This is a genomic window from Paraglaciecola sp. T6c, from assembly GCF_000014225.1.
Lineage (GTDB): Bacteria > Pseudomonadota > Gammaproteobacteria > Enterobacterales > Alteromonadaceae > Paraglaciecola > Paraglaciecola atlantica_A.
This window is the reverse complement of the sequence record NC_008228.1, coordinates 4,187,021-4,202,297: the sequence shown is the minus strand read 5'-3', so window position 1 is coordinate 4,202,297 and position 15,277 is coordinate 4,187,021. Positions and strand designations below refer to the sequence as shown.

Below are 15,277 nucleotides of genomic sequence, written 5' to 3'. Positions count from 1 at the left end.
TTAGATTAACGTAAACGGCGTATTAGCCATAGTGCACTGAGCAGAAGAACCAACATAGCGAACGGTGCGCCTTTATTCAGTGTGACGTTCAGGGGGCGCAAATTTGTTTTTGCCGGAGCGTCTGCCACCCCATGACTCGCCCAGTGCTTAGCTGCTTGCTGGGCTGCAAGCCATGAATCTAGTGAATACACATATCGGTATTGCTGTGCGGTAATAGCATTACTTACTCCTCTTGTAATCTTGGTGCTATTAGGCTGACTATTCTGTGGTGTTGAAGCCGATATACGATGCCAACCCGACGATTCAGGCCAATAATGGGCGCACGCGATGTTAGGTTGCTCAGGGCGTTGGTTTAAAATCAAAGGTTGCTGCTCAAGCTCGTTACTTGGCCTTTGAACGTAATCCATTGAGACTTCAAAATTGTGGTTCTTACTCGCGATACGCAAACACGCGTCGCCGTGGCTTCGCTCAAATACCGGCCCTGAAGTGGGCTCGTTTAGCCAATAATTCGCGCTTGAATTGCGCGCAATGTGTTCTATGAGGTAATGCCACAGCCGCTCATATTCTCCGTTTGTTTGATTTAACTTCCACTCATAGGTGCGGGGCAATAAGGTAATAGCAACTTGGCCCAACCCCTGGGAATGACGTTTGACTAGCGATCGCCCGTTTGGCGCTACCAGTAATGTTTCAGCTTCTTCATCATCAAATCTGAATGCCCCAACACGTAAGGTTAAATCAGTCGGTGCAGGCAGGGCTTGCGCTGCTCGAAGCACAAACTGCTTGGGGTAGACGATCGTAAACTCATCGGCAGCTTGTTTATCTTCGCGCAATACTGGTAAATTCAAGCGCTTTGTTAGGTCTCTTGTATCCTCTGAAACCAAATTACTATCTGCGAACAGGAAGAGGCCTAGGCCGCCCTCTACCGCTTGCTGTAAACGCAGCGTTTGGTCTTTTGACAAGTTGTTCAAACCTCGGCCATCCATAAACAGAATGTCAATGCCAGCTAACGTCTTTGCTGGGTAAAAATGGTCATCCTGTTGAATTGGGGTAACTGTGCTAGCGTCTGGCGTAGGTTGGTTAATATATTGGCGTAGATAAGCGTCTTGGCTTATTTGAGTGGTGACATTAACGGCGTTACCGGACGCACTAATCCATTCCTTTAAGTGTTTGGTTTCAAAAGAGGGGGCTGATTGCCAAATCGCTGTGCGCAGCGCAGTGTTGATTTGTGCAGAGCTCAATGGTGCGCTCAGTGAGTCATTCTGGCTAACCGATAGAGCAATATCGTTTTCTTCTAACAAGGCATTGCTGCTTTTATCACGCAGCCGTAAAGGGTAGCGCCATTGGCCAGCAGCTTTAGGGTGAGTCACTAAGCTAAACGCTTCGCCCCGTCTTAACGATATTTCTTGTTCAACTTCGCCGCTTGGACTGACTAATTGCAAAATATAGGATTTTACGCCGCTTGGCGCTTCATCATCCTCATTTTCCTCGCTGTCGCTTTCACCAGATAGCGCACCGCGAATGTGTAATGCCTGCCCAATTTGTAGCTGTTTCTGCCAAGATATATTCACTATGCCTAGGGTTTCAGCGCTTGGCATAAACGTGACTCCCACCTTGCTGTTTTCAGGCGTACCCCAGTTATCCGTTGCTAAAAATAATGTTTGCCACTGAGCTGGGCTAAGCCCGTCCCCGAGTACGACTAGTTCAGTCATATCTCCAATGGCATGCGCCAATAAAGAAGGGGAAGGTATGTGCTGGGCATCATCAAGCTGTAGCTCACTTTTTAAATCAAACCAGCGCTGGGTATATTTTCCATTTGAATGCAGCTGAATGTGGTTTTCAAACGTTGCAAGCATCTCTGGGGTAGTGCCTTTTGTCACTAAAACTGCGCGCTCAATGTGCGTGGTACTGTTTTTAATATCGAGCACAGTGGCGAGCAACGCCGCAAACGCCAATGTATTAATGCAAACTAAAGCTATTGCCATAGGTGCGCTGGCACGCGCTGCTTGGCTATTAAAACTTAGGGAGCCCCGGAGCATCAAAACGCTACTGGTTAGCCAAGCCGTGATTAACACGACACCGAGCACAACACATAAAAGCAAGGGCATACCCTGAGGTGTGGCAAGGGTGTAGGTGCCTACTTGGGCTAATGTCCAGCTCATTGGGTTTGCTGCTCCAATCTAAATTGGGTGAACTGCTTTATCGCAGGTTGTGTGTTTGTGTATGGCTTGGCTGGCGGTTGGGCTTGATAACGGGCTGGCGGTAACAAACGCCAGAGCTGTGCGATTACGGTATCTACACATGAGCGGCATTGACGAGGCACTCTTTGGTTACTGCGCTGAATTTGCGCCAAAGCGCCAAGCGCTTCAATCACTTCTGGGTTGCTCTCTAGCAGGGTATTTAGCAGAGCATCGACTTTGTGCAGTGTTTCTTGTTCCTCTGGGGTGAATGCAATATTGGGTTTTAATGTGGCGTTTAACATCAAGATTGCCTTGTTTATTATTAGCACGTCCGTTTCATCTTCAATGATAGGTGTGTGCAATACGTTGTTTTCGATGTCTTTTAGCTCACCTTGGTAGCGGCGTTTTTCAGTCACTGGAGGCGGCTCAAACCCAAGACGTTTGACATAAATGCGTTCGGCTTTTTTAGCCCGATTTAGCCAAATTAAAGCTTGTTCTTCATAGGGTAGCGCATCTTGTGGGCGGTTTAAGCGTAACTGACTTTCTGCTTGCCACATATGCCCGATAGCTCGCTTCATCATCACTCTTGGGTTTTGCTCAATTCCCCCTTGGGTTTTGAAAATCGCGACATCGGTTTCACCATGAGCATGGCCAAATTGCTCAATAGCCGCTTGATAGCCTGATTTATCTTCCGTGCTGTCATTCTCACCTTCGTGTTGATGTGCAGCATGCTCCTCAGCAGCGTGTTCATCGTCCTCGTCGTGGTGTTCAAGGTGTTCATGTTCTTCACTTGAAGCGTGCTCGTCATGCTTTTCATCGTGTTTTTGGCTGTCACCATCTTCCATTGAGCGCGTAATCCCACTGACTTCATCCCCAACAAACTGACCGTATTTGTGTTTCAAATCAGCCTGTGCCACTCCTAATGCTTGTGAGGTGTGATTAAACTGTTGCTCGGTTACTTCAGACTGTTGTGCAATAAGCGCTTTGGTGTCGATAATAATTTGTCGCTGGCTTTTAAAATAAGCGGGCATGTTACTAATCACAGTGCCTTCACTGAACACTGTGGCTACGTCTTCATCTAACCAGCGAATAATTTTTGTCGAAGACTGTGTGAGTTGGGGCTGACCTTCGCGGTTATCCCACGCTTTGACGCTGAAATACAGTTCGTCACCTGACTCCATGCCCAGTGCAGACAAATTCCACTCTTTGCTATACAGCTGCGTACCGTCAACGTTATCAGTGTTATCCACGCTGCTGACCGTATCGAAGCTAAACACGCTATCGCGAAATTTAACGGCCTCCCCAGAGCCTTTCGCTACCGAAGCTAAAATCTCCACTTTACTCAACCCAAAATCATCACTGATTTCAACTTGGGTGCGAAGCGTCGGTTCAAAGCTTTCGGTTGTTGTTTGAATTTCAGTAATGGTTGCTTGAGGCGTTAAAAAGACGATTTCAGGGGGAGTATCTGCAATCACCTCAATGCTATGCAGTGCAATAATACGTTGCTGGTGATCCAAAACTTGATAAATTGATGAGCGGTGGATCACTTTGCTAAGCGTGTAGCGGCCATCAGGCATAAGGGTTAAAGGTAAATCCTCGTCGTTCAATTGCAGTGAATAGTGCTGACTTTCTGGGGGATTTTGAGACGAAAACGTCAATTGCCAACGCACCTCGCTACCTGCAAGTATCTGCGCATCTAAGGGCTGAGATTGTTTGCTTTGGTAACCATGAAGACCAATTGCATAGGCGGGCGGGTCTACTGTGACGTTTGCATCAATGAGTTGAGCCACAGCTGGCGGGCGATGTTCATCGATTTTATCCGTTATGTTCGGGATGCTTGCGTTTGGCGCCTCTTGTATTTGTTTAACATCCCACAGAAAGTACCAAATAGATAAGCAAAACAGCGCTGTGATCACATTGGCCATCAAGGCGGGTTTCAAAGGATAGTGGGGTACCAGATCTACCTGCGTATTTTCATGCAATTGGACCAGTGCGTGAGCTGTACGAAGATATTGTAATCGTCGCAGCACTGTCGGGGTTTCCTGATTGCTTTCAAGTAATAGCTCACAGCTTTCCTCGAGTGAAGGGTAGCGGCGGTTAAGATCCTTAGCTAAATTGCTCAGGGTAATTGCGCGGTATGAGGGGCGATAGAAAGCAAATACCGCACATACACTGACCGCCATGAATATGATCACAATGGCTATCGCAGATAGCTGGGAAAATACACCTGCTAGGAGCACTGCTATCAACATGAGAAGGGGGCAGCATTGCAACAGATGTTGAACGAGTTTGCGCCTTTTGCTTTTATTCAAAAGGGCTTGCAGCGTGCTTTTTCCCTGTGCTGGTGTTTCTTGGTCGAATACGTCTGTTGATTGTGCCATCAGCTGGTTGCACCTATGGGTAACGACTTCCCACGGTATTCGCTCAATACGCGCTCAAGGCAAAAAGCGCAGACAAATAAGCTCAGCAACCAATAATAAATGTGCTGGTCTCGTTGAGGGTTTAGCGGTGAAGTTAACTGTTGACCGGATAAGTGTTGACTGGCCGTGCTTGACGCATCCTGTGAGGCTATCTGAGCTTTAACCACTGTCCCTTGTGTGATGTATTGTTGCTGATAAAGCGCCTGATTCAACACGTTATCCAAGGTGTAGGGGAAGTCCGCTTGCGTTACCCAATTCGTCCAGTTTGGTTCAAATCGACTATAAAACGTCAAAATTTGACCGCCTTTATCCTCATTATTTAAGGTGTCTTTTTGCTGTGGCTCGGCTCTGCTTAAGAGGGGCTGCTTATCAGCTGTTTGCCATACTACTTTAATTTCACCATTGTTCCTTTTGCTGGCTAGAAATGCAGGCTGACCTACTTTTTTAATAAACACATTGTGGCTTTCAGAGTTAGGTAAAAAATAACGGCCCCTGCTTACTATCTGCTTTGTAGCGGTTATAAACAGCTGACCGCCTTCTTGAACATATTGCTCCATCGCCTTTGCTAATTTCGCGCTTGGGGCGGTGTCACCTAGGTAAAATATCCATGCGTACTGTTTAAGTTGAGCCGCTTTAATCGTTGATGTTGTTAATGATGTATCTACTGCAATTTCACGGTTTTTTTCAGTGTTTAAGGCGTCAAATGCCGCTCTTAGGTATTGTGTTTGTATTTGGTTTTTTGCGGAAGATAGCAGTAAGACACTGGATTTTAGTGGCGTTATTTCGCTGTTTTTGATCTGTACTATGTGCCAATCCACTGAGTCATACATGGCAGGTTTATCACCATTAAATTGGGATAATCGGTCAGTGGTAAATACATGCACGTTAGTTGGCGTTATCGATGGATGTAAAAACATGAAGTCAGCCACTTTTTGCCAAATCGATAAAGGGGCTTTTGCTTCCGAGTCTTTTTTTGTGCCGCTGCCATTTGCTGAAACGAGTTTGTCTAGTAAACCTGCTGTTAAGAGGGCTTTGTCGTTTGACGCCTCGTTTTGTCTTTGACTCAACAGGATTAGTCGACTGGAGGTATTACTCTGCGCTTGATTAAAGGCGTTTAACAAGGTTTGTTTATCACTGTCTTGAGCTGATTGCAGCCAATCCTGACTGACTAAAAAGTAGTGCGTTTCACTGTCATCTTCTGTTTGCTTGATGCACTGAGCTAACAACAAACTCAGTAGCACTAAAATGGCCATCCGTAACAACAGCAATAACCATTGGCTGAGGCGCAGGGCATTAGGCACAATGCTTTGCCTGACGGGAATAAGCGCGTATTGGGCAAAAGAGATGAGCGGCGCTTTGCTTTTGCTGAAAAAATGAATGCCGATAGGGATCGCCACAGTTAGCATGCCTAATAACCACAAAGGGAATAGCAGCGTATTGCTCACTGCGCTAAATATGCCCTCCATGCTCATTTAACCCGTGAACGAGACGTTAGGTAGGCGTACACGCTTTTGTCTAATGGCTCGTCGATATTAGCCCTAAAAAGCGCGATGTTTTGCTGCGTCAGTCGCTCTTTTAAGTCAGATTGATATTGCTTGAACGCTGCTAAATATTGCGTCTTTACTTCTGAGCTCGATACCAGACGCTGTTCCTGCGTTTCTGGGTTTTCGACTCTTATAGGCCCTTTATAAGGGAAGATAAGCTCATCATCGCAGACGAGTTGCATAGCTACCACTTCATTGTGGCCGTAATTCAATGGTTGAATGAACTCTAAAATTTCTTGGTTGTGTTGTATAAAATCACTGAGCACAAAGATCAAACCCTGAGGGTGCACCTTGCCTAGCTGGCGCTCAAGACTCGCTCCGCTGGGAAATTGCTTACCAACCGTTAATTGGCTTAGGGTTAGCATTAATTTGTGCCAATGTTGCTGGCCTGTACCACAGGGCAAAAAGTCGATGTGTTGATCTGATAACCCGATGAGCCCCACGGAGTCACCTTGCTGCTGTGCAATATAAGCAATGGTGGCCAGAAAGTAGCGGGCGTAATCTAGCTTGTGCCAGCCATTTTTCGTTTTGCTGGCGGCAGATTGTTGCAGCATAGACAGGCTGGCATCCAGTACTAACCAAATCTGGGTATCACTTTCACGTTCAGCTTCACGAACAAAATATTTGTCTGAGCGTGCGAATAGTTTCCAATCCACTTTGCCCAGTTCATCCCCGGGCTCATAGCTGCGATATTGACTGAATTCGATGCCCGATCCCTTTTGTACACTGGTGTGCTGGCCATGCAATACGCCATCGGCCACGGTTTTTGCGACTAAGGGCATATCTTTCACGCGAGAAAGCGTAAGCGGGTCAATCCATTGTTGCATGTTTAACCCACGCGACTTGATGAAGCGTTCGATGTTAACGGGCTTTTAGGGCGCGGGGTATTCTTGAGCAAATTGTCTATGACCCCGTCAGTGTCCATATTTTGCGCCTGAGCCTGAAAGTTAAGCAGTATGCGATGACGCAGCACACCGTGGGCCACCTTGTGAATATCGTCTAAGGTCACGGCAAATCGCTCATTGAGCAAAGCATTCGCTTTGGCGCACAACACCAAAGCTTGACCCGCGCGGGGGCCAGCACCCCAGCGCACAAAGTCTTTAACACTTTGGTTGCTCGTGCTGTCTGGGCGGGTGTTGCGCGTAAGCTCACTGATGTATGTTAATAATTCGCCAGAGATATCCACTTGGCGCACTAAGCCCTGTAAGGTCAGAATATCTTGGGTATGCAGTACCTCATTTAACGTGACCTGTTGAGTGCCAGTGGTGCGCGCTAAAATTTCGACTTCTTCTTCAGCGCTGGGGTAACCGACGCGCACAAACATTAAGAAACGATCAAGCTGAGCTTCCGGCAAAGCATACGTGCCAGACTGTTCTACTGGATTTTGCGTGGCCAATACAAAAAAGGGCTTCGGCAGCGGGTAAATACTCCCCGCGTAGCTGATGGTGCGTTCTTGCATGGCTTCAAGCAATGCAGCCTGAGTTTTTGGCGGTGTACGGTTAATTTCATCTGCCAATAAAATATTGGTAAATACAGGACCTTGCTTAAACTTAAAAAAACGCTCGCCGCTGTCGTGGTCGGTCTCCAATATTTCTGTGCCTATGATGTCGCTGGGCATTAAATCAGGCGTGAATTGAATACGCTTGTAATCTAGCTCTAAGGTTTTCGCTAATGAACTGACCATCAGCGTTTTGGCTAAACCAGGCGCGCCTTCGAGCAAGCAATGACCTCCGGCTAACATGGCAACCAGCAATTGCTGCACGACCTCTCGCTGCCCGACAATCACCCGGGCGAGTTCATCGCTGACATCAGCAAGCTTGCTCAGTAACTGTAAAACCTCTTGCTCAGATGGTCCGTGGTCCTGCTGATAAGGGAAACTGTTTGTGGTGCTCATGGTCATATTGCCTTTATTCTTATGGATAGTTTGGGCGCTCTATTGTCTTGATGGTTTACGCTGTCATAGCGTACAACACGATATTCACCGCAAATTTTGTGTTGTCCTCTTTAAGCCATCGCTTGTTGCGAAAATCGTAATCCCACTCGCAGCCTAAGTCTTTGTTGCTGTATAGCACCGCTATTTTTCCGTTAACGATAATGGCTTTAAGGTAGTTGTGAACCAGATCATCACCCCAGCCGTTGAGCTCGATAGAGGTGCGCGGCGGGCCATCAAAAGCAAAAAAGGCGCTGTAAATTGGGTGATCGTTAGGTATTTTTTGTAGCGCTTCTTCCCCAAACAGACTGCCCATTTGTGCTTCAAAGGTTTTAGCGAACATGCCGTCTATATCGTGGTTGCAATCATCTACAAAAACGAAGCCGCCATTTTCCACGTAACGCTTAAAGTTTTGTGCTTCAGCGTCACTAAATTGCACTAATCTGTGGCCCGCCATATAGCAAAAAGGCGCGTTTAGCATGGCAGGGTCTGATAAAGGCACAATGCGTTCTTTAATGTCTACCCGCAGGCTGGTGTATTCAATCAATGAGTTGAGCACGTTGGCGGGCATACGCTCGTCTACTTCCCAATCACCAGATTCGTAACTTAAGCGGGTGAAATAGAAATCGTAGTCGCTGCTTTGGGCCCATGAATACGTACCACGAAATAACGCCTGTGCAGCAAACGCCACACACACGTTTTTAATAAATTTTCGACGATGCAATTTCATGACTTACCACGCAACTTACTAAACAATAGAGGTCGGAAATGAAGAACTCAGGCTCATAAGAGCCTGAGTCTAAAACCAAAAATCAACGACTTATACAGCGTCAGACAAACTGCTGAAGGTGAAGTCGCGAATTTTCATGGGCGGTATCATGCTACCTTCAATTCGCTGTGGTTTACCTAATGCTTCTATGTTGTTGAGCATAATGATCGGGCTTTCATTGAAACGGAAGTTCTTGATCGGATATTTGATCTTGCCGTTTTCAATGTAAAACGTGCCATCACGCGTTAAACCAGTGTACAACAAGGTTTGTGGGTCGAGGCCCCGTATATACCACAGGCGGGTAACAAGCACACCGCGGCGAGTATTTTTGATCATGTCCTCTAATGATTGATCGCCACCACTCATCAAAATGTTGCGATTACTCGGTATGTATTCGCTTTTGGTGTGTTTCGCCCAGTAGGGGGAATTAGGCATATTTTTAATCGTACCGTCTTTTATCCAATCGATTTTATTCAATGGATAACCATTTCCAGCAAAAGGTGCACTAGGAGCAATAGCATGTTGAGGATCAGAATAAATATGCACGCGCTCGTCGAACATCTTTTGGCCCAGTTTATTTTTCGGGGCATCTTCACCTGTTGCAGACTTATTACTCAAAAAGCTGCGACCTTCATCTGCAGAGCGTTGATCAAACGCACGCATCATATTTTGAATAAGGCCAATACTCGCCGCGGGCTCAAGAATTACCGTGTATTTTCCTGGTTCCATTTCCTTAGCATCAGCAGAGCCTTTCGATTTTTGAATAGCAATAGAGGACAATTTAGCCGTATCTAGCAGTTTTACGTCGCTGTAATTGCCTGATGCCCAGCCTGAACCCTTGCCATCTTCGGTACGAATAGTCACCGAGAAATCGACGTTGGTAGAGGTGTTGTAGGCGAATAAGCCTTTGCTGTTCATAATGGCGCTCATCTCCACTGCATCTTCTAAAAAGCCTGCGGCAATAAGCTTGTTCTTTTTAGATGGCTCAATGCTGTCAAAAGCGGCTTGAGCGCGATCCTCAGGGGTAACGTTGGCGGTGGAGTCAAAATAGGTATTCGCTTTGGCGTATGTTTTTTTACCAAATATCGGCATGAACTCTTCGTTTTCAGGTGCCAGTTTGGCCAGCTCTTCTGAGCGTCGAACGACCTTTTCAAGTGAAGCGTTGTCAAACTCATTGATGGTGGCTGTGCCTGTACGTTTACCAAAGGTAGATTGTACGATAAGGATCAGATCACTTTCTTCACCTGAGGTGGAAACGGTATTGCGTGCGTAACGAATATTGCCGCCCACTTTGCTTTCTAAATTGCATTCGCATTCATCGGCTTTTGAGAATTTAAGGACCTTGCTCAGCAGCTCTTTTGCGTGTTGTTGGGTAATAATTGTCATGGTTGTATTCCTTCTAAGTGAGCTGCTTAAACGTTGCGCGCTGTGTTAATCACGTTAATGTTGTCGAACCTCGTGGTAGGGCAACCATGAGAAACTGCGCTCACTTGTGAAGGCTGGCCTTTGCCATCAAAGAACGAACCGCCCACTCTGTAATCTGATTTGCCAGCTAACTGACTGCAGCTATTCCAAAATTCTTGGGTGTTAGATTGATAAGCCACATCTTCAATTTGATCGACAATCTTGCCGTCTTTAATTTCGTAAAATAATTGCCCGCCAAACTGGAAGTTATAACGTTGCTGGTCGATAGAGTAAGAGCCGCGCCCAGCAATATAAATGCCTTTTTCAACGTCTTTAATTACGTCGTCAGCTGATAAGTCTTTCTCATTTGGACGTAGCGATACATTCGACATACGTTGGAACTGCACATCGCGCCAGCTTTGTGAATAACTGCAACCGTGGGACTCTTTTTGCCCGAGCATATGTACTTGGTCGCGTGTGGCTTGATAGTTCACTAAGACACCATCTTTGATCAAATCCCATTCTTTGGTTTTAACGCCTTCATCATCAAACGCCACATTACCTAGGGTGTGCGGCTGATTTTTATCAGCATACAAATTAACGATGTCTGAGCCGTACTGGAAGTTGCCGCTTTTCCATTTATCCAATGTCGCGAAACTAGTGCCTGCGTAGTTCGCTTCATAGCCCAGCACGCGGTCAAGTTCTAACGGGTGACCAACCGATTCATGAATGGTTAGCATTAAATGCGCAGGGTCTAGCACCAGGTCGTACTTACCTGGCTCTACGGATTTTGCTTTTAGTTTGGCTTGCAGCTGTTTACCAGCGGCTGCGGCATCTTCAACCATATCGTAGGAATTATGGTAGCCAACATTTGCGCCTTGAATGCGCACTTTGTCTTTTTCTAAACCGTCTAGGTATTCATACCCCATACCGACAGGATTACCTAATGCTGAGCGTTGTTTGAAACCATCTTTACCTACCGCTGTGGCAGTAAAAGGTGCCCATAAGCGATGAATGTCTTGGTCGATATATGAGCCATCAGTGGAGGCAAAATATTTTTGTTCGTTGACTAAGAATAAACGTGAGCTAATAAAGCTTGCGCCATTTTTCATCGCCGCATCGTTCACTGACAACAGTAAATCCACTTTGTCTTGAATGGGCACTTCCATGGCATTTTTAACGATGGGGGTTTGCCAACTGACGTCACCCACACCTTTTACAGGGGCAAGTTGTACCGGCGTAGTTTGAAATTTAGAGTTAGCCATGGCAACGGCAACCGCTTGTTCAGCGGTTTTAGCGACGCTATCTGGTGTCATGTTTGACGTAGACGCAAAGCCCCATGTGCCGTTCGCAATAACACGCACACCTATACCAGCTGATTCTGTGTTAACGATATTATCGACACGGGTTTCGCGGGTAGTCACAAATTGATTTAAATAGCGGCCAATGCGGGCATCGGCGTATGTGGCGCCTTTTGCTTTGGCAGCATTTAAAGCGATATCGGCAAGCTTCTTTTTATAGGCTACGTCCATCGGTTTATCGAGAAGTTGATCGGCTGAAATCGCCGCCCCCGATATAGGTAGTATTAGGGTGCCCATACCGGCACTGCCTAGTTTAATAAAGTCGCGTCTTTCCATTTGCTCTGTCCCCTGGGTTAGGTGTTGTATTGATTATGTTTTTTAAACTTTCTAAGAAGTCTTTTTGTATTTAGGTGTTTATGTACCGATTAGGCTCAGCGTTAACGTGAGGGCTTAGTTTAGGGGAATACGTAAACCTCTCAATAGAGGGGGTTACGTATTCGTTGCTTATTTGTAAGCTCAAAGCCATTAAAGCGTAACAAATCGTGACGAGCAGTTACTCATCGCGTTTTAGCTGCGTTTCAATCCATTGGTTCACGCTATCTTCAAGTACGGCCATGGGCAACGAGCCTTGGCCGATAATCACGTCATGGAATTGGCGGATGTCGAATTTTTCTTTCAAGCTGGCCTCTGCTTTGCTGCGTAATTCGCGGATTTTAAGCTCGCCAATTTTGTAAGACAGCGCTTGACCAGGCCAAGAGATATAACGATCGATTTGATCCGCAGTGGCTTTTTCGGTCAAAGCTGTGCGCGAGCCCAAATAATCAATGGCTTGCTGGCGGCTCCAGCCAAAGGCGTGAATGCCTGTATCCACCACGAGTCGCACTGCGCGCCACATTTCGTAGCCTAAGCGGCCAAAATCTGAATAAGGGTCTTGGTAAAAACCAGCTTCTTTGCCTAAACGCTCAGAGTACAAGCCCCAACCTTCAGAGAAAGCCGAATGATTAAGTGTGCGGCGAAACTCAGGCACCTCTAATTCCATAGCAATCGCATTTTGCAAATGATGACCAGGTACTGCTTCATGTAAGCTCAGTGCTTCTAAGTTGTACAGTGGTTGCTGGGCGGGATCAGACGTTAAAAAGTAAGTTCCGGGTGTGCGATTATCTGGCGGTGGCATGTAAAACGCGCCGCGTGTCGCTGAGCCTTTAATGGTGAAGGTGTTACGTGGCAAGGTAGCGAAAAAACTGGGTAATTTGCCGTACATTTTTTGCGTGATAAAAGCGGTTTTTTCCATCACGTCTTGACGGTCTTGAGCATAAAATTGCGGATCGGTAGCTAAAAACTGGAGAAACTCCGCGTAACTTCCTTCAAAGCCCACTTGTTGAATAATAGCTTCCATTTCCTTACTGATGCGAGCAACTTCGTCCAAACCGAGCTGGTGGATTTGCTTGGGCGTTAAGTCTGTGGTGGTGTAATAATTCGCAGTATAAGCATAGTATTCAGCCCCTCCTTTGACACTAGAAATACCCGGCTCTTGGCGACAGTGAGTCATGTAGTGATTCACAAAGTAATCGTTGAAATGCGCATAGGCAGGTACAACTGAATCTTTGATAAGAGCGGCACCTTTGGCGGCATATTGTGTTTTTTGCTTTTCGCTAAACTGACTAGGGAAACGCGTGAACGGGTCGTACAGTGCGCTGTCTTGTGGATTTTCAACAATATGATCAGTAATAGACTGCTGGTAATTTTTGAAGGTTTCACAGTGTTGTACAAAGCCCTTTTCAACGCCTTGTGCAAGCAAATCGATATTTTCTTGGTTAAAGCGTGGATAATCTTCAAGGCTAACTAAGTATTGGTCGTAATCTTGTGCCGTTAAAAATGCCATATTGGCAGGGGCCTGGGCAAAATAGGTGTGCCAGCCACTTAAAAAGTTAATGGGGAAATAGCGATCTTGAAATTGATAGCTTTTGGCTTCGGTTTCACGCTCGTACTGGAATAAGCGGTAGCTAACTTGCTCGCCCGGGCTGAGCTGCGCCACATCAATTTTAGCCAACTGTTCAAGCATTTTCTGATTGAAGTCTTCTCGGCGCTCAAACCCTTGTGGGCTAAAATCTGCTAATTTTCCTTGGGGCTTCCATGCATCTGGGTCAGTGCGAAAGAATATTTTCTCTTTTTGTGCTTCTTGCCAGTGGGTTTGCAGTAAATGCTTAAAGTCTTGAGTAGCATCGGCCCAAGCGCTTGCTGAAATCGCTAAAAGGCTTAGCGTGCCAAGGGTAGTGCGCAGTCTGCGTGAGGTTTTTATTGTGGTTTGGTTCATGAATGAGCTCTTATTTTATTGGGATAATGATTCTGTGGGGGATACAGATTCTAAGTGGGATAACGAGTCTAAGGGAGATAACGCAGCAAGAGTACCGAGGGGTGACTCAAGGCTATCAGGCGGGGTAGTGAACCAGCGCGGCCCTTTGTCAGTCATGTAAATACAGTCCTCAAGGCGTACGCCAAATTCACCGGGTAGGTAGATGCCCGGCTCATCTGAAAAGCACATGCCAGTTTGCAGTGGTGTTTGCTCTTGATGCACAAAATTAAGCGGTTCGTGACCTTCCATGCCTATGCCGTGACCGGTACGGTGGGAAAGCCCAGGTAATTGATATTCAGGACCTAACCCTTGGGATTGGTAATAAGCACGAACAGCATCATCTACCGCACCTGCTGGTGAACCGATTTGTGCCTTTTCAAATGCAACTTGTTGGCCTTTACGCACGGTTTGCCAAATTTGTTGCTGCTTTTTATTCGGCTCACCAAACACAAACGTGCGGCTAATGTCTGACTGGTAACCGTGCACCGCACAGCCACAGTCCATTAACACGATTGAGCCATTCTTAATGGTTTGCGCTTGTTTGCTACCATGAGGGTACGCGCTGGCTTCATTAAACAATGCCATGGTCCAAATCCCGCTGCCACCGAGCTGTGCCTGAGCACGGCTCATGAGTTGATTCACATCTTGTTGGCTCATGCCCAAGGCTAGGTTGGCGTATACATGTTGATACGCCCTAAGGGTAATTTCATTGGCCTTGTGCATAAGTGCAATTTCGTGGGCGCTCTTAAACATGCGGCAGCCCTGAGTAATAGGGTCGGCAGAGGTATGGCGCATATTACCCATTAGGCTCATTACCCCATCGAGCACGAAGTAACGCACTGAGTGTTCAAAGGCTAATTGGCCTTTATCCACGCCGCGATCGGTCAAAATCTGTTTAACTAACGCGAATGGGCTCTCATGCTCTTGCCAGACGCGCACATCGTCACCCACTTTAAGGGATTCACGGATACTCGGCTCTTCAAAAAAAGGGCATAAAACAGCAATGTCACCTTCACGAGGAATCACCACAGCGGTTAAGCGCTCGCTTCGCCACCACTGAATGCCGGTAAAATAATCCATCGCTGCACCGGGCTCTAGAATCATGGCGGCTATGTTTGCTTTTGCCATCAGTGATTGCGCTTTTTGTATGCGGGTTTTGCGTTCACTTAGGCTAATAGGCTGACTGGAGGCTGTTATATCGGATAACGTTGCTACATTATCTTCTACTGAGGCGACTGGCTTATTTGCTGCAAATACCGATTGGGAAAGGGGAAGGGAGGCAACGGCTGCTGCGCTGGCTTTGATAAAAGCTCTTTTGGTTATTTTCATCAGGTTCATTCCATATGACACTTGGCCACAACATTATTACAAAAAGCAAA

General features: G+C 46.5%; 10 protein-coding genes. All 10 read right to left on the bottom strand.

The features are described 5' to 3' along the window. Nucleotides 1-5: 5 nt before the first annotated feature. The 10 genes from PATL_RS17930 to PATL_RS17885 all read right to left on the bottom strand — a co-directional run bounded on the left by PATL_RS17930 (nucleotide 6) and on the right by PATL_RS17885 (nucleotide 15,227). Nucleotides 6-2,159 (bottom strand): hypothetical protein, encoded by a 2,154-nt coding sequence (locus PATL_RS17930; RefSeq protein ID WP_011576227.1) that lies wholly within the window; start codon nucleotides 2,157-2,159, stop codon nucleotides 6-8. Further along, nucleotides 2,156-4,558, bottom strand: coding sequence for a hypothetical protein (locus PATL_RS17925; protein WP_011576226.1), 2,403 nt, complete (start codon nucleotides 4,556-4,558; stop codon nucleotides 2,156-2,158). The genes PATL_RS17930 and PATL_RS17925 overlap by 4 nt, the downstream gene beginning before the upstream one ends. Next, nucleotides 4,558-6,063 (bottom strand): BatA domain-containing protein, encoded by a 1,506-nt coding sequence (locus PATL_RS17920; RefSeq protein ID WP_011576225.1) that lies wholly within the window; start codon nucleotides 6,061-6,063, stop codon nucleotides 4,558-4,560. Before PATL_RS17920 ends, PATL_RS17925 begins: the two co-directional genes overlap by 1 nt. Before the next feature lie 2 nt (nucleotides 6,064-6,065). Further along, nucleotides 6,066-6,968, bottom strand: coding sequence for a DUF58 domain-containing protein (locus tag PATL_RS17915; RefSeq protein ID WP_011576224.1), 903 nt, complete (start codon nucleotides 6,966-6,968; stop codon nucleotides 6,066-6,068). Between the two features lie 2 nt (nucleotides 6,969-6,970). Further along, nucleotides 6,971-8,035, bottom strand: a complete 1,065-nt coding sequence (locus PATL_RS17910) for an AAA family ATPase (protein ID WP_041714583.1) — start codon at nucleotides 8,033-8,035, stop codon at nucleotides 6,971-6,973. Between the two features lie 55 nt (nucleotides 8,036-8,090). Then, a complete protein-coding gene (locus tag PATL_RS17905; protein WP_011576222.1) occupies nucleotides 8,091-8,801 on the bottom strand; it encodes a DUF4159 domain-containing protein in 711 nt (236 codons plus the stop codon). Between the two features lie 90 nt (nucleotides 8,802-8,891). After that, on the bottom strand, nucleotides 8,892-10,226 hold the full coding sequence (locus PATL_RS17900) for a TldD/PmbA family protein (RefSeq protein WP_011576221.1): 1,335 nt from the start codon (nucleotides 10,224-10,226) through the stop codon (nucleotides 8,892-8,894). Between the two features lie 26 nt (nucleotides 10,227-10,252). After that, entirely contained in the window at nucleotides 10,253-11,881 is a 1,629-nt protein-coding gene (locus tag PATL_RS17895; RefSeq protein WP_011576220.1) for a TldD/PmbA family protein, read from the bottom strand. Nucleotides 11,882-12,098: 217 nt separating this feature from the next. Next, the gene (locus PATL_RS17890) at nucleotides 12,099-13,859 is read right to left on the bottom strand and encodes a DUF885 domain-containing protein (protein WP_011576219.1); all 1,761 of its coding nucleotides are present in this window, start codon (nucleotides 13,857-13,859) and stop codon (nucleotides 12,099-12,101) included. Between the two features lie 15 nt (nucleotides 13,860-13,874). Next, a complete protein-coding gene (locus PATL_RS17885) occupies nucleotides 13,875-15,227 on the bottom strand; it encodes a M24 family metallopeptidase (RefSeq protein WP_041714043.1) in 1,353 nt (450 codons plus the stop codon). Between the last annotated feature and the right edge of the window lie 50 nt (nucleotides 15,228-15,277).

What these genes read in the sequence shown, in the direction of transcription:
- PATL_RS17905 (WP_011576222.1), bottom strand. Translation starts at nt 8,801, where the DNA reads ATGAAATTGCATCGTCGAAAATTTATTAAAAACGTGTGTGTGGCGTTT.
- PATL_RS17900 (WP_011576221.1), bottom strand. Translation starts at nt 10,226, where the DNA reads ATGACAATTATTACCCAACAACACGCAAAAGAGCTGCTGAGCAAGGTC.
- PATL_RS17915 (WP_011576224.1), bottom strand. Translation starts at nt 6,968, where the DNA reads ATGCAACAATGGATTGACCCGCTTACGCTTTCTCGCGTGAAAGATATG.
- PATL_RS17910 (WP_041714583.1), bottom strand. Translation starts at nt 8,035, where the DNA reads ATGAGCACCACAAACAGTTTCCCTTATCAGCAGGACCACGGACCATCT.
- PATL_RS17925 (WP_011576226.1), bottom strand. Translation starts at nt 4,558, where the DNA reads ATGGCACAATCAACAGACGTATTCGACCAAGAAACACCAGCACAGGGA.
- PATL_RS17890 (WP_011576219.1), bottom strand. Translation starts at nt 13,859, where the DNA reads ATGAACCAAACCACAATAAAAACCTCACGCAGACTGCGCACTACCCTT.
- PATL_RS17895 (WP_011576220.1), bottom strand. Translation starts at nt 11,881, where the DNA reads ATGGAAAGACGCGACTTTATTAAACTAGGCAGTGCCGGTATGGGCACC.
- PATL_RS17920 (WP_011576225.1), bottom strand. Translation starts at nt 6,063, where the DNA reads ATGGAGGGCATATTTAGCGCAGTGAGCAATACGCTGCTATTCCCTTTG.
- PATL_RS17885 (WP_041714043.1), bottom strand. Translation starts at nt 15,227, where the DNA reads ATGAAAATAACCAAAAGAGCTTTTATCAAAGCCAGCGCAGCAGCCGTT.
- PATL_RS17930 (WP_011576227.1), bottom strand. Translation starts at nt 2,159, where the DNA reads ATGAGCTGGACATTAGCCCAAGTAGGCACCTACACCCTTGCCACACCT.